Source organism: Blastococcus sp. TML/C7B, from assembly GCF_016612845.1.
Taxonomy (GTDB): Bacteria; Actinomycetota; Actinomycetes; order Mycobacteriales; family Geodermatophilaceae; genus Blastococcus.
On record NZ_JAEOAA010000001.1, the window covers coordinates 1,213,266 to 1,239,084 of the forward strand.

Annotated in this window: 26 protein-coding genes, 4 pseudogenes and 1 riboswitch; of the genes and pseudogenes, 10 read left to right on the top strand and 20 right to left on the bottom strand. The window is 73.9% G+C overall.

Annotated elements, in window-relative coordinates; translation table 11 throughout:
• The first annotated feature begins 82 nt into the window (after positions 1-82).
• The 4 genes from JKP76_RS05855 to JKP76_RS05870 are packed head-to-tail and all read left to right on the top strand — an operon-like array spanning position 83 to position 3,642.
• Positions 83-823: a histidine phosphatase family protein gene (locus JKP76_RS05855; protein ID WP_309229968.1), complete on the top strand. Its 741-nt coding sequence runs from the start codon at positions 83-85 to the stop codon at positions 821-823.
• On the top strand, positions 804-1,715 hold the full coding sequence (locus JKP76_RS05860; protein WP_200489939.1) for an NAD(P)H-hydrate dehydratase: 912 nt from the start codon (positions 804-806) through the stop codon (positions 1,713-1,715). The genes JKP76_RS05855 and JKP76_RS05860 overlap by 20 nt, the downstream gene beginning before the upstream one ends.
• 37 nt (positions 1,716-1,752) lie before the next feature.
• Entirely contained in the window at positions 1,753-3,102 is a 1,350-nt protein-coding gene (gene gdhA / locus JKP76_RS05865) for an NADP-specific glutamate dehydrogenase (protein ID WP_200489940.1), read from the top strand.
• Between the two features lie 9 nt (positions 3,103-3,111).
• Positions 3,112-3,642, top strand: coding sequence for a gamma carbonic anhydrase family protein (locus JKP76_RS05870; protein WP_200489941.1), 531 nt, complete (start codon positions 3,112-3,114; stop codon positions 3,640-3,642).
• A gap of 96 nt (positions 3,643-3,738) precedes the next feature.
• On the opposite strand, the gene JKP76_RS20450 is transcribed toward JKP76_RS05870, so the two are convergent.
• From JKP76_RS20450 to JKP76_RS05910, 9 genes and pseudogenes are all read right to left on the bottom strand, one after another.
• Positions 3,739-4,224 (bottom strand): alpha/beta fold hydrolase, encoded by a 486-nt coding sequence (locus JKP76_RS20450; protein WP_309232859.1) that lies wholly within the window; start codon positions 4,222-4,224, stop codon positions 3,739-3,741.
• Between the two features lie 97 nt (positions 4,225-4,321).
• Positions 4,322-4,813: pseudogene (locus JKP76_RS20455) on the bottom strand (alpha/beta fold hydrolase); the annotation flags it as partial.
• Between the two features lie 16 nt (positions 4,814-4,829).
• Positions 4,830-6,122 carry a bifunctional o-acetylhomoserine/o-acetylserine sulfhydrylase gene (locus tag JKP76_RS05880; protein WP_200489942.1) on the bottom strand — a complete coding sequence of 431 codons (1,293 nt, stop codon included), beginning with the start codon at positions 6,120-6,122 and terminating at the stop codon, positions 4,830-4,832.
• 44 nt (positions 6,123-6,166) lie between these two features.
• A riboswitch (SAM riboswitch) is annotated at positions 6,167-6,285 on the bottom strand.
• 176 nt (positions 6,286-6,461) lie between these two features.
• Positions 6,462-7,214 carry an amino acid ABC transporter ATP-binding protein gene (locus tag JKP76_RS05885; RefSeq protein WP_200491289.1) on the bottom strand — a complete coding sequence of 251 codons (753 nt, stop codon included), beginning with the start codon at positions 7,212-7,214 and terminating at the stop codon, positions 6,462-6,464.
• Between the two features lie 38 nt (positions 7,215-7,252).
• Entirely contained in the window at positions 7,253-8,206 is a 954-nt protein-coding gene (locus JKP76_RS05890) for an amino acid ABC transporter permease (protein WP_200489943.1), read from the bottom strand.
• 17 nt (positions 8,207-8,223) lie between these two features.
• The gene (locus JKP76_RS05895; RefSeq protein WP_200489944.1) at positions 8,224-9,147 is read right to left on the bottom strand and encodes an ABC transporter substrate-binding protein; all 924 of its coding nucleotides are present in this window, start codon (positions 9,145-9,147) and stop codon (positions 8,224-8,226) included.
• Positions 9,148-9,232: 85 nt separating this feature from the next.
• The gene (locus JKP76_RS05900) at positions 9,233-9,763 is read right to left on the bottom strand and encodes a hypothetical protein (RefSeq protein WP_200489945.1); all 531 of its coding nucleotides are present in this window, start codon (positions 9,761-9,763) and stop codon (positions 9,233-9,235) included.
• Positions 9,760-10,659 carry a mechanosensitive ion channel family protein gene (locus JKP76_RS05905; RefSeq protein WP_309229967.1) on the bottom strand — a complete coding sequence of 300 codons (900 nt, stop codon included), beginning with the start codon at positions 10,657-10,659 and terminating at the stop codon, positions 9,760-9,762. Before JKP76_RS05905 ends, JKP76_RS05900 begins: the two co-directional genes overlap by 4 nt.
• A gap of 87 nt (positions 10,660-10,746) precedes the next feature.
• On the bottom strand, positions 10,747-11,553 hold the full coding sequence (locus JKP76_RS05910; protein WP_200489946.1) for a thioesterase family protein: 807 nt from the start codon (positions 11,551-11,553) through the stop codon (positions 10,747-10,749).
• 374 nt (positions 11,554-11,927) lie between these two features.
• Here JKP76_RS05910 and JKP76_RS22200 point away from each other — a divergent pair.
• From JKP76_RS22200 to JKP76_RS22210, 3 genes and pseudogenes are all read left to right on the top strand, one after another.
• Positions 11,928-12,704 (top strand): annotated as a pseudogene (locus JKP76_RS22200) (BCCT family transporter); the annotation flags it as partial.
• A gap of 91 nt (positions 12,705-12,795) precedes the next feature.
• A pseudogene (locus JKP76_RS22205) lies at positions 12,796-13,197 on the top strand (BCCT family transporter); the annotation flags it as partial.
• A gap of 67 nt (positions 13,198-13,264) precedes the next feature.
• Positions 13,265-13,495 carry a BCCT family transporter gene (locus tag JKP76_RS22210; RefSeq protein WP_255522511.1) on the top strand — a complete coding sequence of 77 codons (231 nt, stop codon included), beginning with the start codon at positions 13,265-13,267 and terminating at the stop codon, positions 13,493-13,495.
• A gap of 66 nt (positions 13,496-13,561) precedes the next feature.
• Here JKP76_RS22210 and JKP76_RS05920 read toward each other — a convergent pair whose 3' ends face one another.
• Positions 13,562-14,566: an ABC transporter substrate-binding protein gene (locus JKP76_RS05920; RefSeq protein ID WP_200489947.1), complete on the bottom strand. Its 1,005-nt coding sequence runs from the start codon at positions 14,564-14,566 to the stop codon at positions 13,562-13,564.
• 126 nt (positions 14,567-14,692) lie between these two features.
• Positions 14,693-16,168: an MFS transporter gene (locus JKP76_RS05925; protein WP_200489948.1), complete on the bottom strand. Its 1,476-nt coding sequence runs from the start codon at positions 16,166-16,168 to the stop codon at positions 14,693-14,695.
• Between the two features lie 132 nt (positions 16,169-16,300).
• On the opposite strand from JKP76_RS05925, the gene JKP76_RS05930 reads away from it, so the two are divergent.
• On the top strand, positions 16,301-16,864 hold the full coding sequence (locus tag JKP76_RS05930; protein WP_309229965.1) for a TetR family transcriptional regulator: 564 nt from the start codon (positions 16,301-16,303) through the stop codon (positions 16,862-16,864).
• A gap of 9 nt (positions 16,865-16,873) precedes the next feature.
• Here the strand turns inward: JKP76_RS05930 and JKP76_RS05935 are convergent, their stop codons facing one another.
• The 8 genes and pseudogenes from JKP76_RS05935 to JKP76_RS05965 form a co-directional block, all read right to left on the bottom strand.
• The gene (locus tag JKP76_RS05935; RefSeq protein ID WP_200489949.1) at positions 16,874-17,716 is read right to left on the bottom strand and encodes an ABC transporter ATP-binding protein; all 843 of its coding nucleotides are present in this window, start codon (positions 17,714-17,716) and stop codon (positions 16,874-16,876) included.
• A complete protein-coding gene (locus JKP76_RS20460) occupies positions 17,713-18,255 on the bottom strand; it encodes an iron chelate uptake ABC transporter family permease subunit (RefSeq protein ID WP_309232958.1) in 543 nt (180 codons plus the stop codon). The genes JKP76_RS05935 and JKP76_RS20460 overlap by 4 nt, the downstream gene beginning before the upstream one ends.
• A gap of 70 nt (positions 18,256-18,325) precedes the next feature.
• Positions 18,326-18,748 (bottom strand): annotated as a pseudogene (locus tag JKP76_RS20465) (iron chelate uptake ABC transporter family permease subunit); the annotation flags it as partial.
• 48 nt (positions 18,749-18,796) lie between these two features.
• Positions 18,797-19,855: an iron ABC transporter permease gene (locus JKP76_RS05945; protein WP_200489950.1), complete on the bottom strand. Its 1,059-nt coding sequence runs from the start codon at positions 19,853-19,855 to the stop codon at positions 18,797-18,799.
• Between the two features lie 78 nt (positions 19,856-19,933).
• On the bottom strand, positions 19,934-20,428 hold the full coding sequence (locus JKP76_RS05950; RefSeq protein WP_200489951.1) for a glutathione peroxidase: 495 nt from the start codon (positions 20,426-20,428) through the stop codon (positions 19,934-19,936).
• Between the two features lie 36 nt (positions 20,429-20,464).
• Complete coding sequence (locus tag JKP76_RS05955; RefSeq protein ID WP_200489952.1) at positions 20,465-20,860, bottom strand: DUF2237 family protein; 396 nt, start codon at positions 20,858-20,860, stop codon at positions 20,465-20,467.
• A gap of 64 nt (positions 20,861-20,924) precedes the next feature.
• Positions 20,925-21,425, bottom strand: a complete 501-nt coding sequence (locus JKP76_RS05960; protein WP_200489953.1) for a hypothetical protein — start codon at positions 21,423-21,425, stop codon at positions 20,925-20,927.
• Positions 21,422-21,769 carry a PadR family transcriptional regulator gene (locus JKP76_RS05965; protein ID WP_200489954.1) on the bottom strand — a complete coding sequence of 116 codons (348 nt, stop codon included), beginning with the start codon at positions 21,767-21,769 and terminating at the stop codon, positions 21,422-21,424. The genes JKP76_RS05960 and JKP76_RS05965 overlap by 4 nt, the downstream gene beginning before the upstream one ends.
• Before the next feature lie 83 nt (positions 21,770-21,852).
• On the opposite strand from JKP76_RS05965, the gene JKP76_RS05970 reads away from it, so the two are divergent.
• Both JKP76_RS05970 and JKP76_RS05975 read left to right on the top strand, forming a co-directional pair.
• Complete coding sequence (locus tag JKP76_RS05970; RefSeq protein ID WP_309229963.1) at positions 21,853-23,814, top strand: acetoacetate--CoA ligase; 1,962 nt, start codon at positions 21,853-21,855, stop codon at positions 23,812-23,814.
• Between the two features lie 140 nt (positions 23,815-23,954).
• The gene (locus JKP76_RS05975; protein WP_200489955.1) at positions 23,955-25,214 is read left to right on the top strand and encodes an acyl-CoA dehydrogenase family protein; all 1,260 of its coding nucleotides are present in this window, start codon (positions 23,955-23,957) and stop codon (positions 25,212-25,214) included.
• A gap of 150 nt (positions 25,215-25,364) precedes the next feature.
• Here JKP76_RS05975 and JKP76_RS20470 read toward each other — a convergent pair whose 3' ends face one another.
• Positions 25,365-25,649: a DUF3459 domain-containing protein gene (locus tag JKP76_RS20470; protein ID WP_309232959.1), complete on the bottom strand. Its 285-nt coding sequence runs from the start codon at positions 25,647-25,649 to the stop codon at positions 25,365-25,367.
• Positions 25,650-25,819 lie beyond the last annotated feature (170 nt).

A 25,819-nucleotide genomic window follows, 5' to 3' on the forward strand; every position in this document is an offset into this window, starting at 1 on the left:
GGTCCGACGGTTTCGGGAGCCCCGCGCGCGGCTACCGGCGATCGGGTGCCCGCACGGTGCGGCGCGGAGACGGGGGTGGCGGGTGGCGAGCCGGGAACCGGGGCCGTCGGTGCTGTGGCTCGTGCGGCACGGCGAGAGCATGGGCAACGTCGCCGACGCGCACGCCCAGCGCGCGGGGGCCGGCCGGCTGGACCTCGACGTCCGCGACCCCGACGTCCCCCTCTCCGACACCGGCCGCGGCCAGGCCGAGGCGCTCGGCGGCTGGCTGGCGGCGCTGCTGGAGGACCAGCGGCCGACGGCGGTGCTCAGCTCCCCCTTCGAGCGGGCCCTGACCACCGCGCGGCTGGCGACGGCGGAGCTCGGCCTGCGGGTGCGCACCGACGAGCGGCTGCGCGAGCGCGACTTCGGCGCCTTCGACGGCATGACCGGTGCCGGCATCCGCGACCGGTTCCCCGACGAGGCGGCCCGGCGCGACCTGCTCGGCAAGTTCTACTACCGGCCGCCGGGCGGCGAGAGCTGGGCCGACGTGGCGCTGCGGATCCGCAGCCTGCTGGCCACCGAGGGGCTGCGGCACGACTGCGAGCGGCTGGTGATCGTCGCCCACCAGGCGGTGATCATGGTGTTCCGGTACGTCCTCGAGGAGCTCACCGAGGGGGAGCTGCTCGAGGTGGACCGCGAGGAGCAGGTCGCCAACGCCTCCCTCACCCGCTACGAGCGCACCGACGACGGCGGCTTCGCGCTGGTCGCCTTCAACGAGGTCGACCACCTGGTCGCCGAGGACGAGGACGTCACGGAGGAGCCCGATGCCGCCCCGCAGCCCTGACCCGACCACCGTCACGCCCGAGGTGCTGCGCGGGTGGCCGCTGCCCGAGCCGACCGGCGGCAAGAACGCCCGCGGCTCGATCCTGGTCATCGGCGGCAGCACCGAGACCCTCGGCGCGGTCCTGCTGGCCGCCGAGGCGTCGATGCGCGCCGGCGCCGGCAAGCTGCAGGTGGCCACCGTCGCCTCCATGGCGCCGCACGTGGCCACCGCGCTGCCCGAGGCGCTGGTCCGCGCGCTCCCGGAGACCGACGGCGGGGCGATCGGCCCGGAGGCGGCCGACGTCGTCCGCGACCTGGCCGAGGGCGCCGACGCCGTCCTCATCGGGCCGGGCATGGCCGACACGGAGGCGACCCAGGCCTTCGGCGAGCGGCTGCTGCCGCACCTGCGCGGCCCGCTGGCGCTCGACGCGCTCGGCCTGGCGGTGGTGACCGCCGACGACGGCTGCGTGCACCACCTCGAGGGCCGGGTCGTGCTCACCCCCAACCCGACCGAGGCGGCCTACTCGCTGCACGTCGAGGAGGAGGAGATCGACGGCGACCCGGCCGGGTCCGCGGCCGCGCTCGCCGCCCGGACGAAGGCCGTCGTGGGGCTGGGCGGGGCGACCTCCTGGATCGCCGCCCCCGACGGGCGGCTGTGGCGGGACGACAGCGGCAACGACGGGCTGGGGGTCTCCGGCTCCGGCGACGTGCGGGCCGGCATCACCGGGGGCCTGCTCGCCCGCGGCGCCACCCCCGAGCAGGCGGCGGTGTGGGCCGCCTGGCTGCACGGTCGCTGCGGGGAGCGGCTGGCGTCGTCCGTGGGCCGGCTGGGCTTCCTCGCCCGCGAGCTGCCGGGGGAGGTGCCGCGGGCCCTGGCGGAGGTCGCGCCCGGAGCCGCGGACGCCCGCGCGTAGGTTGGTCCCGTCGTCGGATCAGCGGTCGGAGGCCCCAGTGCACGTGGACGTCCCTGCGAAGGTGCAGGAGATCTACGCCGAGGTGCTCCGGCGCAACCCCGGCGAGGCGGAGTTCCACCAGGCCGTCCACGAGGTGCTCGAGTCGCTGGCCGTCGTCCTGGGGCGGCACAGCGAGTACGCCGAGATGAAGACGATCGAGCGGATCTGCGAGCCCGAGCGGCAGATCATCTTCCGCGTGCCGTGGCAGGACGACCGCGGCGAGGTGCAGATCAACCGGGGCTTCCGCGTCGAGTTCAACTCCGCGCTCGGCCCGTACAAGGGCGGCCTGCGCTTCCACCCCTCGGTGAACCTGGGCATCGTCAAGTTCCTGGGCTTCGAGCAGGTGTTCAAGAACGCGCTCACCGGCATGCCGATCGGCGGCGGCAAGGGCGGCTCCGACTTCGACCCCAAGGGCCGGTCGGACGCCGAGGTGATGCGGTTCTGCCAGTCGTTCATGACCGAGCTCTACCGGCACCTGGGCGAGTACACCGACGTGCCGGCGGGCGACATCGGCGTCGGCGCCCGCGAGATCGGCTACCTGTTCGGGCAGTACAAGCGGATCACCAACCGCTACGAGTCCGGCGTGATCACCGGCAAGGGCCTGGGCTGGGGCGGTGCGCTGGTGCGCACCGAGGCCACCGGCTACGGCGCGGCGTTCTTCGCCGACGCGATGATGCGCGCCCGCGGGGAGTCCTTCGACGGCCGCCGCGTGGTGATCAGCGGCTCGGGCAACGTCGCCGTCTACGGCATCGAGAAGGTCCACCAGCTCGGCGGCACGGTCATCGCCTGCTCGGACTCCGGCGGGTACGTCGTCGACGAGAAGGGCATCGACCTCGAGGTGCTCAAGCAGGTCAAGGAGGTCGAGCGGGCCCGCATCAGCGAGTACGCCGACCGGGTCGACAGCGCGCACTACGTCGCCCAGGGCAGCATCTGGGACGTCCCCTGCGAGGTGGCGATGCCCAGCGCCACGCAGAACGAGCTCGACGGGAAGGCCGCCCGCACGCTGGCGCGCAACGGCTGCCAGTACGTCGTGGAGGGCGCCAACATGCCCACCACCCCGGATGCGGTCTCGCTGTTCCGCGCCGCGGGCATCGGCTTCGCCCCGGGCAAGGCGGCCAACGCCGGCGGGGTGGCCACCTCCGCGCTGGAGATGCAGCAGAACGCCTCGCGGGACCGCTGGACCTTCGAGCACAGCGAGCAGCGGCTCGAGGAGATCATGCGCGGCATCCACGCGCGCTGCCACGAGACCGCCGAGGAGTACGGCGCGCCCGGCGACCTGGTGCTCGGCGCCAACGTGGCCGGCTTCCTCCAGGTGGCCGAGGCGGTGCACGCGCACGGCCTGATCTAGGTTCGCCGGGTGGAGAACTTCATCGGCGCCCTGGACTTCGGCTCGCCCGCCATCGACGACGAGGCGTTCGTCGCCCCGACGGCGGTGGTGGTGGGCGCGGTGACGATGGGCCCGCGGTCGAGCATCTGGTACGGCGCGGTCGCCCGGGCCGACGCCGAGGTCATCGAGATCGGCGCCGACTCGAACATCCAGGACGGCTGCACCCTGCACTCCGACCCCGGGTTCCCCCTCGTCGTGGGCGACCGGGTGTCGGTGGGCCACCGGGTGGTGCTGCACGGCGCCCGCATCGACGACGACGTCCTCGTGGGCATGGGCAGCGTGATCATGAACGGCGCGCACATCGGTTCGGGCTCGATCGTCGCCGCCGGCGCCGTCGTCACCCAGGGCAAGGTCTTCCCGCCGCGCTCGCTCATCGCCGGCGTCCCCGCGAAGGTCATGCGCGAGGCGACCGACGACGACCAGCTGCACATCGCCTACAACGCGAAGGCCTACAGCGAGCGGCTCGACGGCGCCCGCCGGGTGCGGCGCCTCGAGCGCTGACCCGACGCCGAGACCTGCGAACTCGTGGTCATCGGCCGCCGATCGCCACGAGTTCGCATGACTCGGCGCAGCTGCCGGCGTCGGCCGCTGGGCTGATCAGCCGGCCAGCAGCTCGCCCAGGAGGGCGCCGACGGCCTCGACCTCCACGAGGAAGCCGTCGTGCCCGTAGGGGGACGGGATCAGCCGCAGCGGGACGCCGAGGGCATCGGCCACCCGCTGCTGCAGGGCCGGCGGGTACAGCCGGTCGGTGTCGATCCCGGCGACGACGGTGCGCGCGGTGACCCGGGACAGCGCCGCCTCGACGCCGCCGCGGCCGCGGCCGACGTCCCAGGAGTTCATCGCCTCGGTGAGCACCACGTAGCTGCCGGCGTCGAACCGGCCGACCAGCTTGTCGGCGTGGTGGTCGAGGTAGGAGCCGACGGCGTAGCGGCCGTCCTCCTGCACCCGCGTGCCGAAGCGGGCGTCCAGCTCGAGCGCGCTGCGGTAGGTGAGGTGCGCGATCCGCCGGGCGATGCCCAGCCCGTCGACCGGCGGCTCGGCGGCGTCGTAGTCCCCGCCGCGCCACCGCGGATCGGTGCGCACCGCCGCCTGCTGCGTGGTCTGCGTGCCGATCTGGTCGCCGGTTGGCCGCCGCCCCCGAGGCGAGGAAGAACAACCCGCCCACGCGCTCGGGCAGGGCGACGGCCCACTCCAGGGCGCGCATGCCGCCCATCGAGCCGCCGACGACGCACGTCCAGCGGCCCACGCCGAGCGCGTCGGCCAGCGCCACCTCGACCTGCACCTGGTCGGCGACGGTCACCTCGGGGAAGCGCGAGCCCCAGCGGGCGCCGTCCGGTGCGAGCGAGCCCGGTCCCGTCGTCCCCTGGCAGCCGCCGAGGACGTTGGCGCAGACGACGAACCACCGGTCGGTGTCCAGCGGGCGGCCGGGGCCGACCAGCCCCTCCCACCAGCCCCCGGTCGGGTGCCCCGGCCCGGCGGGGCCGACGACGTGGCTGTCGCCGGTGAGCGCGTGCTCGATCAGGACCGCGTTGCCGCCGTCGGGCGCGAGGGTCCCCCACGTCTCGTAGGCGACCCGCACGGCCGAGAGCTCACCGCCGCGCTCCAAGACGACGGCGGGCAGGTCGAGGAAGAGCCGGTTCCCGACCGGATCCCCCTCGACCCACCCGCCCATGCTACGTCCGGACCCGTCAGGCCGACTTCGCGGCCCGGAACCCGGCCTCGAGGTCGGCGAGGATGTCCTCGATGCCCTCCAGGCCCACGGCCAGGCGCACCAGGCCGGGGGTGACGCCCGTGGTCAGCTGCTCCTCCGGGGTCAGCTGCGAGTGGGTGGTCGACGCCGGGTGGATGACCAGCGAGCGCACGTCACCGATGTTCGCGACGTGGCTGTGCAGCTCGAGGGCCTCGACGAACTTCTGGCCCGCCTCCTTGCCGCCGTGCAGCTCGAAGGTGAGGACGGCGCCCGCGCCCTTGGGCGCGTACTTCTGCTGCGCGGCGTGCCACTGGTTGGTGGGCAGGCCCGCGTAGTTGACCCGGTCGACGGCGTCGTGCGCCTCGAGGAACTCGGCCACCTTCTGCCCGTTCGACACGTGCCGCTCCATGCGCAGCGACAGCGTCTCGATGCCCTGCACCACCAGGAAGGCGTTGAACGGGGAGATGGCCGGGCCCAGGTCGCGCAGCAGCTGCACGCGCGCCTTGAGGGCGTAGGCCGGCGCACCCAGGTCGGCGTAGACGACGCCGTGGTAAGTCGGGTCGGCCGTGGTGAACATGGGGTGCTTGCCGCCGCGCCAGTCGAAGGTGCCGCCGTCGACGATGAGGCCGGCGATCGCGGTGCCGTGGCCGCCGAGGTACTTCGTGGCCGAGTGGACGACGATGTCGGCGCCGAACTCGAACGGGCGGATCAGGTACGGGGTGGCGATCGTGTTGTCGACGATCAGCGGCACGCCGTTGCGGTGCGCGACGCCGGCCACGGCCTCGATGTCGAGGATGTCGCCCTTCGGGTTGCCGATCGTCTCGGCGTAGAAGGCGCGGGTGTTCTCCCGGACCAGGGCCTGCCAGGCCTCCGGGTCGTCGGGGTCCTCGACGAAGGAGACCGTGATGCCGAGCTTGGGCAGCGAGTGGTGCAGCAGGTTGTACGTGCCGCCGTACAGCGAGGCGGAGGCGACGACGTGGTCGCCGGCCTCGGCCAGGTTGAGGATGGCGAGGGTCTCCGCGGCCTGGCCGGAGGAGACCGCGAGCGCGGCGACGCCGCCCTCGAGCGAGGCGACGCGCTGCTCCAGCGCGTCCTGCGTCGGGTTCATGATCCGCGTGTAGATGTTGCCCATCTCGGCCAGCGCGAACAGGTCCGCGGCGTGCTGGCTGTCGCGGAACTGGTAGCTCGTGGTCGCGTAGATCGGCAGCGCGCGGGCGCCGGTCGTCGGGTCGGGGCTGGCTCCGGCGTGGATCTGCCGGGTCTCGAAGCTCCAGTTCTGCGGGTCGCTCATGTGCGCCGTCTCCTCTCGCTCAGGAGATCCCGCGGCGCACGGGAGCTCCGTCCTTGCCCCCGCGGCGGGCGCCGCGCGAGCCGGCTCTTCCCCTGGAGCACCTCAGACGGAGTAGGAGGTTGCCGGGCAGTCAGCCAGGTGCTTCGCACTGCCTCTCGTGAGCCGACGTGATCTTAGGCATCCCGTTGTCCCACGTGAAACACCGGCCCCACGCCCGCCCCGCGCCGGTGACGCCAGGATCAGGTGACCTGATCGTGCTGCGTCCTCCCTCAGCGCAGACCGTGAGGGAGGACGCCCGATGATCAGGTCACCTGATCGTCGACGGGTGGCTGCAGGGGCTCAGAGCACCTTGGAGAGGAACGAGCGGGTGCGCTCGTGCTGCGGGTCGGTGAGCACCTGCCGCGGGTCGCCGGCCTCGACGACGACGCCGTCGTCCATGAAGACCAGGCTGTCGCCGACCTCGCGGGCGAAGCCCATCTCGTGCGTGACCACGACCATCGTCATGCCGTCCTCGGCCAGGCCGCGCATGACGTCGAGGACCTCGCCGACCAGCTCGGGGTCCAGCGCCGACGTGGGCTCGTCGAACAGCATCAGCTTGGGCTGCATCGCCAGCGCGCGGGCGATCGCGACCCGCTGCTGCTGGCCGCCGGAGAGCTGGTTCGGGTAGTTGTGCACCCGGTCGCCGAGCCCGACGCGCTCCAGCAGGGCGGCGCCGCGCTCGCGGGCCTCGGCCCGGCCCACGCCCTTCACCTGCACCGGCGCCTCGGTCACGTTCTCCAGCGCGGTCTTGTGCGGGAACAGGTTGAAGCGCTGGAAGACCATGCCGATGTCGCGGCGCTGGGCGGCCACCTCGGAGTCGCGCAGCTCGTGCAGCCGGCCGCCCTTCTCGCGGTAGCCGACCAGGTGGCCGTCCACCCACAGCCGGCCGGCGTCGATCCGCTCCAGGTGGTTGATGCAGCGCAGGAACGTCGACTTGCCCGACCCGGACGGGCCGACGACGCACATGACCTCGCGCGGGGCGACCTCGAGGTCGATGCCCTTGAGCACCTCGACGTGCCCGAAGCGCTTGTGCACCTGTTCTGCGCGCACCATCGGTGGAGCTGCGGGCGACGGGCTGCTCACGGCGCTGCTCAATGCGTGCTCCCGATCTCGGTGGCCCGGCGGGCGGCCCGCTGCTGCCGCGTCTCGCGCACCCCGAAGCCGCGGCTGAACCGCTTCTCGAGGAAGTACTGGCCGATCATCAGCAGGCTGGCCAGCGCCAGGTACCAGAGGATCGAGGCCACGGCCATCGGGATGACCTGGAAGGTCCGGCTGCCGATGGCGCGCAGCTGGAAGTTGAGCTCGTTGGTCACCGGCACCGCGATGAGCAGCGAGGTGTCCTTGAGCATCGCGATCGTCTCGTTGCCCATCGGCGGGATGATCACCCGCATCGCCTGGGGGAGCACGATCCGACGCATCGTCTGGGCGCGGCTCATGCCCAGGGCGGCGGCGGCCTCGGTCTGCCCGGGGTCGACCGACTGGATGCCGGCGCGGACGATCTCGGCCGCGTAGGCGCCCTCGGAGAGCGCCAGGCCCAGCAGCCCGGCGATGAAACCCCGGAAGATGTCGTTGCCGTCCAGGCTCAGGAAGCGCCAGTCCCCCTCGAAGCCGAACAGGTCCATGATCTGCTGGTCGAAGGGGATGCCGATGTCGTACGTCGAGTACAGCGCCCCGAGGCTGGCCGAGAAGAACAGCAGGACGATGCGCGGGATGGCGCGGAAGAACCAGATGTAGACCCAGGCCGCCCCCGACACGACCGGGTTGGCCGACAGCCGCATGACCGCCAGCACGATGCCCAGCGCGATGCCGATGACCATGGCCAGCACGGTCATGATCAGCGTCGTCCGCGCGCCCCGGAGGACGGCGTCGCTGAACATGTTCTCGACCATGAAGTCCCACTGGAACACCTCGTTGGTGACCAGCATGTTGACGAACATGGCGGCGAGCACCGCGATGACGGCGGTGGCGATCCAGCGGCCGGGGTGCCGCACCGGCACCGCCCGGATGGCCTCGGGCGGTGCCGGTGTCGTGCTCGTGTCGGGCATCGGTCGGGGGAGGGGGATCAGCCGGCCGGGTTGACGGCCGGGGTGTCGATGGCGCCGGCCTCGACGCCCCACTTCTCCAGGATCTCGGCGTAGGTGCCGTCCTCGATCAGCGCGGCGAGCGCGTCGGCCAGGACCTGGGCGAACTCGGTCTGGGCCTTCGGCACGACGTAGCCGTAGGGGGCGGAGTCGTAGATGTCGCCGAGCAGCTCGAGCTTGCCGTTGGTCTGCTGGACGGCGTAGGCCATGACGGGGGAGTCGGCCAGGCTGGCGTCGACGCGACCGGAGACGAGCGCCGCGGTGGCCTCGTCCTGGCCCTCGAACTGCTGGATGTCGATCGCGTCCTTGCCGGCGGCCTCGCAGTCGGCGGAGCGGGCGGTGATGTCGTCGACCTGGACGGTGCCGCGCTGCACGGCGACGGACGCCCCGCAGGCGTCGTCGGCGTCGACGCCCTCCGGGTTGCCCTCCTGCACGGCCCACTGGGTGCCGGCGGAGAAGTAGCTGACCATCGTGGCCTCGGCCAGGCGGTCGGGGTTGATCGTGAACGAGGAGACGCCCGTCTCGTACCGGCCCGAGCCGACGCCGGCGATGATCGAGTCGAACGAGGCCGACTCGAACTCCGCCTCCAGGCCGAGCTTCTGGGCGACGGCGGAGAACAGGTCGACGTCGAAGCCGACGATCGTCTCGCCGTCCTCGTCGATGAACTCGCTCGGCGCGTAGCTGGTGTCGCTGCCGACGGTGATCGTCCCGTCCTCGCTGATCTCGGCCGGGACGCGCGAAGCCAGGTCGTCGTCGACCTCGACGGCGGGGGTGCTCTCGTCGGCCGGCGAGCCGGACGACGACGAGTCGTCGGAGTCGTCACCGCAGCCGCTGAGGATCAGCGCGGCGGTGGTGGCGGCGGCGACGGCGGTCGCGGCGCGGCGGGTCAGGGAACGAGCGGACACGGGCAGGGTCTCCTTCGGGCGGGGCAGGGGCTAGATCTTGCCCTGCGCTGCGCCTCCCCGTCGCGCGAGGTCCGTACCGCTTCGGTCACGGTCCTGGCGGGGACGTCGTCGTCGGGGTGGCCGGCTCGGTCGTCCCGCCGGTGGTCCCCGTCGGCTGCGGGGTCCCCGGAGCGGTGCTCGAGTCGCTGCCCGGCGTCGTCGTGCCGGGGCTCGAGGACGTCGGTGCGCTGCTCGTCGTCGGCGTGCCGGTGCCCTCCCCGGGCTCGTCGGTCTCCCCCGGACCGGTCGTCGGGGCCGGCTCCTCGGTGGGCTCGGGCGAGGTCGGCTCCTGCGGCACGACCGGGACCACCGGGGCCTCGACGTCGCTGCTGCCGCCGGCCGGCGCGGTGCCGGTCGTCGTCTCGTCCGGCCGCACGGTGAGGTAGAGGGCGAAGACCAGGACGAACAGCACCGACAGGACCACCGTGGAGGTCCGGGCGCGGCCGAGGTGGTCGGGGAGCGCGCCGCCGGGCTGCCACCAGCGGGCGGCCGCGGGCGGGGTCTCCCCGCCGGTGGGGGCGGTGCTGACCGTCGGCGTCGGGACCTGGTCCGGCGTGGTCTGGTCCTGCCCGCTCACGCGTCCTCCCCCTCGCGCACGAGCTGCGCGGTCGGTGCGTCCCCGGCGGCAGGCGGCGGTACCACCTGCATGCCCTGGTCGCGGAAGGCCAGCACGATCCGCACCCGCAGGTCGCGGCCGACCTCGAACTGCTTGCCCGGCAGGGTGCGCGCCACGACGCGGACGTTGACCTCGTCCAGGCCGAGGCTCTCCACGCCCATGACGGTCGGCGGGTCCAGCAGCAGCGGGCGCATCGCCGGGTCGCGGAAGGCGTCCCTGCCGACCTCGCGGAGGATCTCGTTGACCCGGTTGACGTCGGCGTCCGACGGCACGGGCACGTCGATGACCGCTCGGGCCCAGTCGCGGGACAGGTTGACGACCTTGACGATCTGGCCGTTGGGCACGGTCACGACCTCGCCGTTGGCCGAGCGCACCCGGGTCACGCGCAGGGTGACGTCCTCGACGGTGCCGGTGGCCGGGTCGCCGCCGCCGACCACCTGGATGGAGACGACGTCACCGAAGCCGTACTGGCGCTCGGTGATGATGAAGAAGCCGGCCAGGACGTCGCCGACGACGCGCTGCGCGCCGAAGCCGAGCCCCACGCCCAGCACGGTCGCGGGGGCCACGAGGCCGGTGACCGGCACGCCGAGCCGGTCGAGCACGAAGAAGACGGCGACGGCGTAGATGAGCACGACGGCGGTCCAGGTGACGACCTGGGTGAGCGAGTGCCGGTGCTTGGCCGCCTCGGAGCGGACGAGCGCGTCACCGCCGGTGGAGCGCTCGTCGATCCCCTGGGTGACCCGGCTGCCGACCCAGCCCACGAACCGGGCCAGCAGCACCGACCCGAGGACGATCAGCACCACCTCGAGCCCTCGCCCGGACAGCCAGTCCAGGACGTCCCTCAGCGCGTCGCCCACCTACAGGTCCTCCTCGTCGATCTCGTCGTCGTCCACCCTGGTGCGCCCGGGGGACGGTGGCCAGCGGTCGTGCCCGACCGGGAGCCGTCAGCGCGGCTCCACGAACAGCGACTGGGTGGAGCGGCCGACCGCCCCCTCGGCGTCGAAGAGGACCGCCGAGCACTGCGCGGCGCCGGAGTCGCCCAGCACCGTGGTCGCCGCCATGCCCAGCCACTCCCCGCGCGGCGGCCGGTGCAGGGCCACGCCCAGGTCCACGTTGGCGAAGGTGGCGCTGCTCCAGTCGAGCACCGCGGAGATGCCGCTGGCCGCGTCGGTCATGACCAGCAGGTGCTGCAGCGGGGTGATCGGTTCGCCCTCCACCAGGGTGCACTGCGGCCGCGTCCACGCGGTGGCCGGCCCCGGGGAGTTGAAGCTGCCGCGGGCGAACCGCCAGCTCAGCGCCTTGTGGTAGGCGACGTCGCTGCGGAAGAACGCGGCCTCCTCGCCGGCGGCGGCGTCCGGGCCGGCGGGTGCGGGATGCGGCACCTCCGGCGCCGAGCCCGGGACGGCGGCCGGCAGGTCGTCGCTGCGGGTGCGCATCCGCCAGGCCGACAGCCGCATGAGAGGGCGGCCGTCACCGGCGTCGAGCACCGCCTCGACGAGCTCCACCCGGCGGCCCGGCCGCACGACCGAGGTGCTGATCCGCACCGGGCCGACCGGCACCGGGCCGAAGATGTCGTAGGTCAGCCGCACCGTCTGGCCCTCGGCGATCCCGCTCGCCCGCTCCGCGGCCCGCGCGAGCAGCGCGGCCGGCGGGCCCGCGTGCTGCAGGCCGGGGTCCCACGGCCCGATGGTGAGGGCGGTGGCCTCGAACCCGTCGGCGGTGGGCTCGTACAGGGCGCCGGGCAGCTCCATGCCACCAGTCTCCCGTGCCGGTCCGGCACCGCCGGGGACCACCCGGTCGGGGGAGCCCGGGCCCCCCGCGCGACCAGTCGGTTTGCGAGCGCCGCCGCGTGCGCGAACCGTAGGGGGAAAGGTGCCCCGGCTCCCGCCGGGCAGCGCCCACGAACCGAGGAACGGAGGGGCGCCGACCGGCGCCGAACACCACAGTGACCCAGAACCCGACCACGTCCCCACCCGCTCAGGGGGCGGACGACCTGCCGGATGCCCCGAGCGGGGCCTCCGCCGTGCACCCCGCCCTGGCCCAGCCACCCGCGGTCGCCGCCGACCGCGGCGGCCGGCTGGACACCGTCGTCTTCGGGATCTCCGCCGCCCTCGCCCTGGCCTTCGTGGCCTGGGGGTTCCTGACGCCCTCGGGGCTGGGGTCGGCCAGCGGCTCCGCGCTGACCTGGGTCGAGGAGAACCTCGGCTGGCTCTTCGTCGTCCTGGCCTCGGGTTTCGTCGTCTTCGTGCTGTGGCTGGCCGCGAGCCGGTACGGCCGGATCCCGCTGGGCCGGGACGACGAGCAGCCCGAGTTCCGCACCACCTCGTGGATCGCGATGATGTTCAGCGCCGGGATGGGCATCGGGCTGATGTTCTTCGGCGTCAGCGAGCCGCTGACGCACTACGTCTCGCCCCCGCCGCGCACGGTCGACGCCGAGACGCCCGAGGCGATCTCGACCGCGATGGCCACGACGCTGTTCCACTGGACGCTGCACCCGTGGGCGATCTACGCCGTCGTGGGCCTGGCCATCGCCTACGGCACCTTCCGCCGCGGCCGCCCGCAGCTGATCAGCTCGGCGTTCGCCCCGCTGTTCGGCCGGCGCAGGACCGAGGGCCCGGCGGGCAAGCTCATCGACGTCCTGGCGATCTTCGCGACGCTGTTCGGCTCGGCGGCCTCGCTCGGCCTGGGCGCCCTGCAGATCGGCAGCGGCGCGGAGATCATCGGCTGGTTCGGGGACGTCGGCAACGGCGCGCTGGTCGCCATCATCGCCATCCTGACCTGCGCGTTCGTCGCCTCGGCGGTCTCCGGGGTGGCCAAGGGCATCCAGTGGCTGTCCAACATCAACATGGTGCTGGCCGGGGTGCTCGCGCTGTTCGTGTTCGTCGTCGGCCCGACGGTGCTGATCCTCAACCTCGTGCCCGGCGCGATCGGCGCCTACTTCTCCGACCTGGCCCAGATGGCCCGGCCGCACCGAGGCCAGCGGCGGCGACCCGATGGCCGAGTGGCTGCGCGGCTGGACGGTCTTCTACTGGGCCTGGTGGATCAGCTGGACGCCGTTCGTCGGGCTGTTCATCGCGCGGATCAGCCGCGGTCGCACCATCCGCCAGTTCGTCACCGGCGTGCTGCTCGTGCCCAGCACGGTCAGCCTGGTCTGGTTCGCGATCTTCGGCGGCGCCGGCATCGCGGCCCAGCGGGACGGCGCGGACGTCGCCGGCCAGTCGACGTCCGAGGGGCAGCTGTTCGGCGTCCTCGACACCTATCCGCTGGCGACCGCCATGACGATCCTGGTCATGGTGCTGGTGGCGATCTTCTTCGTCTCCGGGGCCGACGCCGCCTCGATCGTCATGGGCTCGCTGTCGGAGCGCGGAACGCTGGAGCCCTCGCGGAAGACGGTCGTCTTCTGGGGCGTCGTCATGGGCGCCGTGGCCGCGATCATGCTGCTGGTCGGGGGGGACGAGGCCCATGACCGGGCTGCAGAACCTCACGATCATCGCGGCGCTGCCGTTCGCGCTGGTGATGGTGGGGCTGGCCGTCTCGCTGGCCAAGGACCTGCGCAGCGACCCGATGGTGCTGCGCCGGACGGCGGCGGTCGAGGCCGTCGAGCAGGCCGTCGTGCACGGCATCCGGCACCACGGCGACGACTTCGTGCTCTCCGTGAAGCCGGCCCCGGACGGCGCGGAGCGACCCTCCTGACCGCACGACCCTCCTGACCGCACGGGGCCGCCGGGATCGCACGATCCCGGCGGCCCCGTCGGTGGGTCAGGGCGTGACGTCCTGCGCGCCGGCCAGCCAGCCGGCGAGCTCGTCCATGTAGGCGGCCTGGGCGGCGTAGTCCATCCCGATGTACTTCCACGGGTGGACCTGGCCGGCCTGGGCCGCGGGCAGCAGGTTGTAGGTGGGCTGCTCGGCCATCTGCTCCGGCGGGAGCGCCCCGCGCAGCGAGTACAGGATCAGGTCGCTCGGGTACTGGGTCACGGTCTCCCAGCCGGCGGTCTGCCAGTAGTAGTCCTCGCCGCCCGGGTCGACGAACTGGACGCCGAGCTCGCCGTACATGCGCAGCGACGGCTCGTCGGGCGCCTTGGCCATGTAGAAGCCCTCGTCGGCGTAGGCGGCGACGGGCAGCACGGTGAGCCCGCCCGCGGCGGCCTCGGTCAGCGCCGCGCTCGCGGCCTCGAAGTCCGCGCGCGCCGCGGTGACCTCGTCGCTGCCCATGTCCGCGCCGAGGGCCTCGGCCAGCTCGGCGGTGCGCTCGATGACGTCCGCGGCCGAGCCGCGCCAGGCGATGGCGATGATCGGCGCGATCTCCGCGACCTGCTCCTGCTGCTCCACCGACTCGAAGCCGTACAGCGGCTGGCTCTCGTCGAGCGTGCCCTCGGAGTCGGTCGGGTAGACGGTGGTGACGATGACGTCCGGCGCCGCCGCGGCGAGCTGTTCGAGGTCGATGTCGCCGTAGCTCTCGCCGAGGATCTCGACGTCGGAGAGGTCGCGGCCCTCGAAGGCGACGTCGTCGGCCGTGGAGGTCTGGCCGAAGGTGGCGACCGGCGCGATGCCGTAGTTCCACAGCGAGGACACGACGTCGTTGAGGCCGGCGACGCGCTCGGGGGCCTCGTCGAGCTCGACGGTGTTCCCCAGGTCGTCGGTGAACGACCATCCCGCGCCGGAGGACGCGCCGTCCGCGCCCTCGTCGTCGGAGGAACAGGCGCTCAGGCCGACGACGGCGAGCGCGAGCAGGCCACCGAGCAGGCGGCGGGATGTGCGGGCCAACGGGTTCTCCTCGGGTTCGGGGATGCGTGATCATCCCTCTGCGCCGCGAAGGTTAGCCTGGCCTAAGTCGCCCGTGGGAGGGGGTCCGGTGCGGGGCGGGCCCGGGCGCCGCCCCGCACCGGCGTCTCAGGCGCGGACGGGGACGGCCCGCTGCTCCTGCCCGGCCTCCGCCGTCGCGGCCGGGATGACCAGCGCGACCAGCGCCCCGAGCAGCGCGGCGCCGGCGCAGATGCCGAACAGCGTGCGGTAGGCGCTCAGCGAGGGCAGGTCGAACCCGCCGAGCGAGATGGTCTGCGCGGCCAGCAGGGTGCCGCCGATGGCGCTGGCCAGCGAGCTGCCGACGCTGCGGGCCAGCGTGTTGAGCCCGTTGGCCGCGGCGAGCTCGTGCGACGGTGCGGCCCGCAGGATCAGGCTCGGCATGGCGGCGTAGGCGATGCCGGTTCCGGCGCCGGCGACCGTCGTCCAGATGACGATCTCGGTGAACGAGCCGGTGAACACGATCCGGCCGAGGAAGCCCAGCGCCACGACGGCGCCGCCGATCGCCAGCGTGATCTTCGGGCCGAAGCGGGCCGAGAGCATCGCCGAGACCGGGGACAGCGCCAGCATGGCCAGACCGCTGGGCAGCATGGCCAGCCCGCTGGCGAGCACCGAGGAGCCGAAGCCGTACCCGGTCGAGGGCGGCGCCTGCACGTAGGTCGCCGTCCCGATGAAGGAGGCGAACAGGGCGAAGCCGATGCACAGCGAGGCGATGTTGGTCAGCAGCAGCGAGGGCCGGGCGTTGACCACGAGGTCCACCAGCGGCGAGGCGACCCGCCGCTCGACGACGACGAAGACGGCGAGCAGGACGGCGGCGAGGACCAGCAGGCCGATCGTCCGGCCGTCGGCCCAGCCCCAGGTGGTCGCCTCGGCCAGCGGGAGCAGCAGGCTGACCAGCGCGGCGGCGAGCAGCAGGGCGCCCGGGAAATCCATCCGGCCGCGTCCGTTGCGGGCCACCTCGGTGAGCGCGAACCAGATGCCGGTGAAGCCGGCGGCGCCGCCGACGGCGCAGATCCAGAACAGCACGTGGTAGTCGGAGTGCTCGGCGACGAGCGCGGCGAGCGGCAGACCCAGGGCGCCGCCGATGCCCAGCGTGGCGCTGACCAGCGCGATGCCCGAACCGGCGCGCGCGGCCGGGAGCACCTGCCCGATCAGGCTGATGCCCAGCGGGATGGCGGCCGAGGAGAGGCCGGTGACGAGGCGGCCCACGATCATGACCTCGATCGAGTCGGCCAGCGCGCAGATCACCGAGCCGACGACGAGGGCCAGGGTGGCGACGAGCAGCATGCGGCGCTTGCCGTAGAGGTCACCGAGCCGGCCGAACACGGGCACCGCCACCGCGGCGACCAGCAGCGTCGAGGTGAGCAGCCACTCGGTGCCGGTGGTGCTGCTCTGCAGGTCGCGCTGGATGGCACCCAGCACCGGGATGAGGATCGACTGGGTCAGCGAGACCAGCACGCCGCACACGGCGACGACCGCGAGCGCGGCCACCTGCTGGGGGTGCCAGGCGTCGTCGGCCCCGGGTTCGGCGGCGGCCGCCGGGGAGGTCGTGGGGGCGTGGGACATGCAGGCTCCAAGCAGGACGGGTTTCGTGGCACAAACTGCCACGCGGCATGCTATGCCGCGAGGGCCCCGTCGTCCTGGCGGAACCTGTGGAGCTCGTCACGCGTCCAACCGGGGACGGGGAGGAGGTGGTCCGTGGACGGGCTGCGCGAGCGCAAGCGGGCGGCCAGCCGCGCCCAGACCGTCGACGCCGCGATGCGGCTGTTCGCCGAGCACGGCTTCGACAAGGTCACCGTGGCCGACATCTGCGCGGCGGCCGACATCGCGCCGCGGACCTTCTTCCGCTACTTCCCGACCAAGGACGACGTCCTGGCCGAACCCAGCCGCGTCATGGCCGACCGGGTGGCCGACGACATCGCCACCGCCCCCGACGACCTGGACCAGGCGGGGGTGCTGCACTGGGCGCTGCGGCGGCTCGGCGAGTCCGTGACCGCCGACGACGGCCGGCTGGACGCGCACCTGCGCACGCTGGCGCAGGTCGCCCGCGAGCGCGGCGCCTCACCGGTCTCCCGCCTCTCGGACCAGGAGCGGCGGCTCACCGAGCGGCTCGTGGCCCGCAGCGGCGGGGTGGCGGACTGGCGCACCCGCCTCCTGGTGGGGCGCGCCGTCACCGCGTTCCGGGTGTGGCTGGACGACGTCCGCAGCGGCGAGGGCGGCGATCCGCTGCAGCACCTCGACGAGGTGCTCGCCGCGGCGTGAGCGGCCGGCTCAGCGCAGCCGGCGCACCGGGACGACCATCGGCGTGCCGGTCACCGGGTCGGGCACGATCCGCGCCTCGAGGTCGAACACGTCGGCCAGCAGCTGCTCGGTGAGCACCTCGGCCGGCGTGCCGGAGGCGACCAGCACGCCGTCCTTCATGGCCACGAGCCGCTCGGCGTAGCGGGCGGCGAGGTTCAGGTCGTGCAGGACGACGGCGACCGTGCGGCCCCGCTCGGCGTGCAGCCGCCCGACCAGCTCGAGGACGTCGATCTGGTGGGCGAGGTCGAGGTAGGTGGTCGGCTCGTCCAGCAGCAGCAGGTCGGTGCCCTGCGCCAGCGCCATCGAGATCCAGGCGCGCTGCCGCTGCCCGCCGGAGAGCTCGTCGACCGCGCGGCCGGCCAGCTCGGCCATGTCGGTCCACTCCAGCGCCTCGGCGACGACCGCCTCGTCGTCCCGGGACCACTGCCGCACCCAGCTCTGGTGCGGGTGCCGGCCGCGGGCGACCAGGTCGGCGACGGTCAGCCCCTCCGGCGCGATCGGCGACTGCGGGAGCAGACCCAGGACCTTGGCGACCTCGCGGGTCGGCGTCCGGGCGATCGACCGGCCGTCGAGCAGCACCTGGCCGCCGGTGGGGCGCAGCAGCCGGCCCAGTGCACGCAGCAGGGTGGACTTGCCGCAGCCGTTGGGCCCGACGATCGCGGTGAACGAGCCGTCGGTGAGCTCGAGGTCCAGGTCGTGGACGACGACGGTGTCGTCGTAGGCCAGCCGCACGTGGTCGGCGGCCAGCCGCACGCGCGCCGCCTCCGGGGCGGGGGCCCCCTGCGCTGCCGGGGTCACGGTGTGCGCCGTCATAGGGTGGATCGCCGCCTTCCGCGGACCAGGAGCCAGAGCAGGTAGGGCGCGCCGATGACGGCGGTGAGGATGCCGACCGGCAGCGCCTCGGGGAGCACGGTGCGGGTGACCAGGTCCGCGCCGACGACGAGGACGGCGCCCAGCAGGCCCGACGCCAGCAGCGGCGGGCGCGAGCCGCCGGTCAGGCGCACCGCCACCTGGGGGACGACGAGCGCGACGAAGGTGATCGGGCCCGCGGCGGAGACGGCCGCCGCGGTGAGCGCGACGGCGAGCAGGACCACCGCCGTCTGGGCGATCGGGAGGCGCAGGCCCAGGCCGCGGGCGGTGTCGTCGCCGAACTGGAGGACGCTCAGCGCCCGGCCGGTCGCCAGCGCGAGCGGCAGGAGCACGGCGAGGGCCAGGGCGAGGGGCACCGCCTGGTCCCAGGTGCGCGCGTTGAGCGAGCCGGTGACCCACACGTACGCCGCGGCGGCGTCGTAGATCTGCGCGTTGGTGAGCAGCCAGTCGACCAGCGCGCTGCCGACCGACCACAGCGCGATGCCGACGAGGAACCAGCCGGTACCCGTCGAGGCCCGCCCGCCAGGCCAGCACGAACAGCAGCAGCCCGGTGACCAGCCCGCCGATCAGCGCGGCGATCGGGACGCCGAAGCCGCCCAGCACGGCGCCGGCCGAGCTGGTGCCGCTGAGCACGATGGCCGCCACGGCGCCGACGGAGGCGCCGACGGTGATGCCCAGGGTGTCGGGGGAGGCCAGCGGGTTGCGGGCGAAGGTCTGGAACAGCGCGCCTGCGATGCCGAGCGCCAGCCCGACCAGCAGCCCGACGACCACCCGCGGCGCGCGCAGCTGCCGCACGATGAACTCCTGCGGGCCCTCGTCCAGGCCCAGCAGCGTGCGGACGACGTCGGTGACCCCGATCGGGAAGTCGCCGCGGCCGATGCTCACCGCCGAGACGAGCAGCAGGACGACCAGCGCCACGAGCGGGACGAGCACCTGCCGCCAGCGCAGCACGGTCGAGACCGGCCCGATCCGCACCGCCGTGCGGCCGCGCGGGCCCGCTGACCGGGCGCTCCAGCGTGGCGCTCACAGGGCCATCGTCCGGCGACGGCGCACGAGCGCGATGAAGAACGGGGCGCCGACCAGCGCGAGCACGATGCCGACCTGGAGCTCGCCGGGGCGGGCCAGCACGCGGCCCAGCACGTCGGCGGCCAGCAGCAGCGCGGCGCCGGCGAGGGCAGAGCAGGGGACCAGCCAGCGGTGGTCGGGGCCGGTGAGCGCGCGGACGACGTGCGGCACGACCAGGCCGACGAAGGCGATCGGCCCGCAGGCCGCCGTCGCCGCGCCGCAGAGCAGCGTGATGGCGGCCAGGCCGACCGCCCGGGCCAGCCAGATGCGCTGGCCGAGCCCGCGGGCGACGTCCTCGCCGAGGCCGAGCAGGTTGAGCGCGGGGGCGTTGACCAGCGCCAGCACGACGCCGACGGCGATGAACGGCCCGACCTGCCAGGCGACCTCCTCGCCGCGGCCGGCCAGCGCGCCCACCTGCCAGAAGCGGAAGTTGTCCAGGGTGCGGGAATCACTGACCACGAACGCCCGGACGATCGCGTACAGCAGCGCCGAGAGGGCCGCGCCGGCCAGCGCGAGCGTCACCGGCGTCGCGCCGCCGCGGCCGGCCGAGCCGATCGCGTAGACGAGGACGGTGCCGATCAGCGCGCCGGCGAAGGCGAACCAGACGTACCCGGCGGGCGAGGCGACGCCGAACACCGCGATGGCGAGGACGACGGCCAGCGAGGCGCCGGCGGTGACGCCGAGCAGCCCCGGGTCACCGAGCGGGTTGCGGGTGTGGCCCTGCATGAGCGCGCCGGACATGCCCAGCGCGGCGCCGACCAGCAGGCCGAGCACGGTGCGCGGCACCCGCAGCTGCCGGACGATGACCGCGGCCTCGTTCGTCGGGTCGGTCTCGAACAGCGCGCGCCAGACCTCGCCCGGGGCGAGCGAGCGGGTGCCGACCGCGATGCTGGCCAGCGCCGCGGCCAGCACGAGCCCGACCAGGCCGAGCAGCACCAGCGTCCGCCGGGCGCGCTGGGTGCGCACCGAGGTGCGGGCGGCGCCGCTCCGCGCGGGAGCGTCGGCCGTGGCGGTCACACGAGCTCCCAGGGACGGACGGCGAGATCTGCAGTAAGGCTAACCTCACTGCCCCGCTGTCCGGCCGGGAGCGGCGCGTCAGCCGGGGAGGACCGACTCGATCGCGGCGCGCACCTCGGGGGCGTCCGGCGTCGTCATCGGGCGGAACCGGGCGACGACGTCGCCCGTGCCCGAGATCAGCCACTTCTCGAAGTTCCAGGCGACCTCGCCGGCCGTGCCCTCGGCGTCGGGGACGGCGGTGAGCTGCTGGAACAGCGGGTGCGCCCCCTCGCCGTTGACCTCGACCTTCTCCGTCATCGGGAAGGTGACGCCGTAGGTGCTGGAGCAGAACTCGGCGATCTCCTCGGCGGTGCCCGGCTCCTGGCCCATGAACTGGTTGCACGGCACGCCGACGACGGTGAAGCCGCGCGGCGCGAGCTCCTCGTGCAGCGCCTCCAGTGCGGCGTACTGCGGGGTCAGCCCGCACTTGCTGGCCACGTTCACGAGCAGCGCCGGCGTCCCACCGGTCAGCTCGCGCAGCGTGGTCGCCTCGCCTGCGAGGGTGGTCAGCGGCACGTCGAGGAGGTCGCTCATGACCGCCGCAGCACCGCCGGGACGGCGTTCATTCCGTCATTCCAGGGCGCTGATGTCGTCGGGGACGTCGACGGCGTGCTGCCGCAGCGCCTCGATCGGCACCACCTCGAGCGCCCGCTGGTTGGTCGCGGCCAGGACCACGCCCGCGGCGGCGCCCGCCTGGTAGGCCTGCAGCCACCGGACGGCGACGACGCACCACCGGTCGCCGGGGCGCAGGCCCGGGAAGCCGTACTCGGGGCGCGGGGTGGACAGGTCGTTGCCGAGCGAGCGCTGCATCTCCAGGAACTCGGCGGAGACGACGACGCAGACGGTGTGCGAGCCGAGGTCCTCCGGGCCGGTGCTGCAGCAGCCGTCGCGGTAGAAACCGGTGAGCGGCTCGGTGCCACACGGTTCCAGCAGGCCCCCGAGCACGTTCTTCTCGTCTGCGGGCACGGTGGCTCCTGTCTCCGGTGGCACGTCTCCGGTCAGGATGGCCGACGGGTGCCCGGCCCGCCGGTCAGGAGGCCGCGGCGATGACCACCGCCGCGAGCACCACCGGGAGCGCGAGCGAGGCGCCCATGGCCCAGGGCACCCAGCGGGGCAGCGGTGCGAGGTCCTGCCCGGTGCGGGGATCGCGCGCGGGCGACGCCGAACGGCGCAGGTGGCCGAGGGTAGGGGCGAGGACGACGACCGCGACGCCGAGCAGAGCCCAGGTGGGGAGCGGCCCGACCGGGTCGCCGCCCATCAGCCCGAGCAGGCCCGTGGCGAGCGACCACCCACCGACGAGGCTGCCGACGGCGACGAGGACGTCGGCGCGGCTCCAGCGCGTACGGGCCCGGCCGGAGACGCTCGCCGCGTACTCCTGCGGCGGTCCGAAGGCCTCGCGCGGATCCTCCCCGCTGTCGGCGACGTGGCTCTCGACCTCCGCCACGATCTCGCCGATCCGGTCGCCGGGGATGTCCCGCATGCGCAGCGCCAGGATCAGATCGCCGCGGTACGTGCCGGCGTCGGAACTCATCGGGCCTCCTCCAGGGACGGGAGCAGGGCCGTGGCCTGCTCGGTGAACAGCCGCCATGCGGCGGTGCGCCCGGCGAGCTCCGCCCGGCCTGCCTCGGTGGCCGCGAAGAACTTCCGCCCGGGCCCGGCGGCGCCTTCCCGCCAGGAGGACCGCAGCAGCCCGTCCTGCTCCATCCGGTTGAGGAGGGGATACAGCGTGCCGCCCTTGACCGGACCCAGGCCGGCCTCGCGGAGCTGCTGGGCGATGGCGTACCCGTAGGTCTCCTCCTCGGCCACGACGGCGAGGACGCACAGCGGCAATGCCGCGCGCAGCCAGTCGGAGGGCCAGGGGGTCTCGGAGGGCACGGCTAGACGGTAAGACCTACTAGTCAGCGACGCAAGCTAGTGAGCCGTGGCGGAGCGCGGCGTGGCAGTGGCAGGGTGCGGGCGTGAGCGACGTCCTGTGGCAGCCCACTCCGGAGACGATGCGGGGAACGCGGATCGCGGCGTTCGCGCGCTGGGTCGAGCAGCGCCGCGGGCTCTCCTTCGGCGACCCGGTGGACTACGACGCGCTGTGGCGCTGGTCGGTGGAGCACCTGGACCAGTTCTGGGGCGACCTCGCGCGGTGGACCGGCGTGCTCGACGTCCCGGACGCCGCCGTGCTGCCCGACCCGGGGATGCCCGGGGCGGTCTGGTTCCCGGGCACGACCGTGAACTACGCCGAGCAGGTCTTCCGGCAGAGCACGCCCGACCACCCGGCGATCATCGCGACCGCCGAGGACACCGAGCCGGCCGAGATCTCGTGGGCCGAGCTGCGCGGGCAGGTCGGCGCGTTCGCCGCGACCCTGCGCCGGCTCGGCGTCGGTCCGGGGGACCGCGTGGCCGGCTACCTGCCGAACGTCCCGGAGGCGGTGGTCGCGTTCCTCGGCGCCGCCGCCGTGGGCGCGGTGTGGTCGGCGTGCGCGCCGGACTTCGGCACCCGCGCCGTCCTGGACCGGTTCGCGCAGATCGAGCCCACCGTGCTCGTGGCCGTCGACGGCTACCGGTTCAACGGGCGGCCGTTCGACCGGCGGGAGGTCGTCGCGGAGCTGCGCGCCGCGCTGCCGAGCGTGCGGACGACGATCGCCGTCCCTCGGCTGTTCCCGTCCGAGCCGCCCGACGGAGCGCTGAGCTGGGCGGACGCCGTCGCGGACACGCAGGAGCCCCGGTTCGAGCCGACCGCCTTCGACCACCCGCTGTGGATCGTCTACTCGTCCGGCACGACCGGGTTGCCGAAGGGCATCGTGCACGGGCACGGCGGCGTCGTGCTCGAGCAGCGCAAGGCCGCCGAGCTGCACATGGACGTCGGCGTGGGCGACCGGTTCTTCTGGTACGCCTCGACCGCCTGGATCATGTGGAACATCGCGACGTCGACGCTGCTGAGCGGCTGCACGCTCGTCGTCCACGACGGCGCGCCGGCCTACCCGGGCCCCGACGCGCAGTTCGCCCTGGCCGCGCGGACCGGGATGACGTACCTGGGCACCAGCGCCGGCTACCTCTCCGCGTGCGAGAAGGCGGGGCTGCGGCCGGGCCGGGACCACGACCTCTCCGCGCTGCGCGGCGTCGGCTCGACCGGCTCGCCGCTGCCGGCCGCCGCCTTCCGCTGGGTCTACGACGCCGTGGCCGACGACGTGCTGCTCGGCTCGCTGTCGGGCGGCACCGACGTCGCGACCGGGTTCATCGGCAGCTCGCCGCTGCTGCCGGTGACCGCCGGGGAGCTGCAGCGCCCGCTGCTCGGCGTCGCCGCGGCGGCGTGGTCGGCCGACGGCGAGCCGGTGACCGGGGAGCTCGGCGAGCTGGTGATCACCGAGCCGATGCCGTCGATGCCGCTGCGGTTCTGGAACGACCCCGGCGACGCCCGCTACCGGGCCGCCTACTTCGAGCCGTGGCCCGGGGTGTGGCGGCACGGCGACTGGATGGAGGTCACCGAGCGCGGCACCTGCGTGATCACCGGGCGTTCGGACTCCACCCTCAACCGCGGCGGCGTCCGCATGGGCACCGCCGACATCTACGCCGCCGTCGAGTCGGTGCCCGAGGTGGTCGACTGCGTCGTCCTCGGGGTGGAGCAGCCCGACGGCGGCTACTGGATGCCCTTGTTCGTGCAGCTGGCGCCGGGGGTCTCCCTGGACGACGCGCTGGTTGCCCGGCTGCGCGCCGTCATCCGGGAGCAGGCCTCGCCGCGGCACGTGCCCGACGAGGTCCTCGCCGTCCCCGCGGTGCCGCACACGCGCACCGGCAAGCGCCTGGAGGTGCCGCTCAAGCGGTTGTTCCAGGGCGTCGACCCGGCCAAGGCGGTCAACGTCGGCACCGTCGACGACCCCGCCGCCGTCGAGCACTACGTCGCGCTCGCCCGGCAGCGCCGCACCCCCTGAGGGACTTTCGGTACCGAAAGTCCCTCCGGGGTCGGCGCTGGTGAGGCTGGTCACCTGCGCGGATGAGCTCGGACTGCGGCGGATAGGACCAGCCCCCAAGGTGGACCTGATCATCCGCCCGGACCGAGTGGAGACCGACGATGACGTCGAGCGAGACCGAGACCCTGCTGCCCCCGCCGCCGGCGCTGCTGCCCCCGTGGCACACGCCCGAGCGCGAGGAGCTGCAGTTGCAGGCCCGCCGGTTCGCGATGGACGAGGTGCTGCCGGTCGCGAACGAGCTCGACCCGCAGAAGGGCCTGATCCCGGCCTCGCTGCTGGGCCGGCTGGCCGAGCTGGGCTACTTCGGCATCACCGTGCCGGCCGAGCAGGGCGGCCTGGGCCTGGGCGTCTTCGAGTACTGCATGGTCAGCGAGGAGCTGGCCCGCGCCTGGATGTCGTCGGCCAGCATCCTGGCCCGCTCCCAGGGCCTGGGGACGGCGGTGCCCGACGCCGACCGGCGCGAGGAGCTCAGCCGGCGCAGCGCCCGCGGCGAGTGGATCGGCGCCATCGCGCTGTCCGAGCCCGACGCCGGGTCCGACCTCGCCGGCGTCTCCACCCGCGCCGTCCTCGAGGGCGACGAGTGGGTGGTGACCGGCCGCAAGCGCTGGTGCGGCAACGCCGAGGCGGCCGACTTCATCCAGGTGCTGGTGCGCGAGCGGGACCCGGAGGAGGGGGAGTCCCGCTCGGCCGGGCTGATCAACCTGCTGCTGGAGAAGAAGCGCGGCGAGTTCCCGGAGGGGCTCACAGGGCACCCGATCGACAAGATCGGCTACCACGGCTTCCTGACCTGGGACCTCACCTTCGACGGCGTCCGCATCCCGAAGGACAACATCATCGACGAGGCCAAGGCGGCCCGGGAGGACAGCGGCGAGGAGGGGGAGGCGGCCAAGCAGGCTGGCTTCGCCGAGGCGCAGAAGTTCCTCAACACCGCGCGCGTGCACACCGCCGCCCGTGCCGTCGGCCTCGCCCGCGCCGCGCTGGAGGACTCGATCCTCTACCTGCAGGAGCGCGAGCAGTTCGGCCACCCGATCGGCGACTTCCAGGCGCTGCGGTTCGCCGTCGCCGAGATGGCCGCGCAGATCGAGCAGGCGCGCAGCTTCTACCGGCAGGTCGCGCACCTGATCGACCTGGGGCTGCCGGTGGCCAAGGAGGCCTCGATGGTCAAGCTCGAGGCCACCGAGATGTCGGTGCGGGTGACCAACCAGGCGATGCAGCTGCACGGCGGCAACGGCTACACCACCGAGCGGCAGGTCGAGCGGCACTGGCGCGACGCCCGGCTGACCACGATCTTCGAGGGCACCAGCGAGATCCAGAAGCGGATCATCAGCGACCGCCTGCTGCCGCGCTCGCCGCTGAGCTGAGTCGCGATTGCGCCCTGTTCCACCTCTCCGCGCGCGGTGAGACGTGGAACAGGGCGCACCGGTCGGGCTGAGCGGCGGCGACGCGACCGTTCGTGCACGAACCGTCGTCCCGGGCCACCGGAGACGACGGTTCGTGCACAAGACGCGGGGTCAGGGCAGCCGGAGCACGCGCGCCTCCCAGGGGCGCAGCACGGCGGGGTCGTCCTCGGGCAGGTTGCCGAGCACCAGCTCCGCGTCGACCACCTCGGGCAGCAGCGACGACAGCCGGTAGGTGGTCCGGCCCACGTTGCAGACGACGAGCAGCGTTCCGCCGTCCCGGGAGCGGGTGAAGGCGTACACCTCGTCGTGCTCCGGCAGCAGCAGGTGGAAGTCGCCGAGGGCCACCACCGGGTCCTCGTGCCGCAGCGCGATCAGCCGCCGGTAGTGGGCGAGCACCGACGTCGGGTCGTCCCGCTGCGCCGCCGCGTTCCACTCGACGTGGTCGGGGTTGACCGCGAGCCACGGCCGGCCGGTGGTGAAGCCGGCGTGGGGCGAGTCGTCCCACTGGACCGGGCGTGCGGGCGTTGTCGCGGCTCGACGTCCGCAGCGCGGCCAGGACGTCGGCC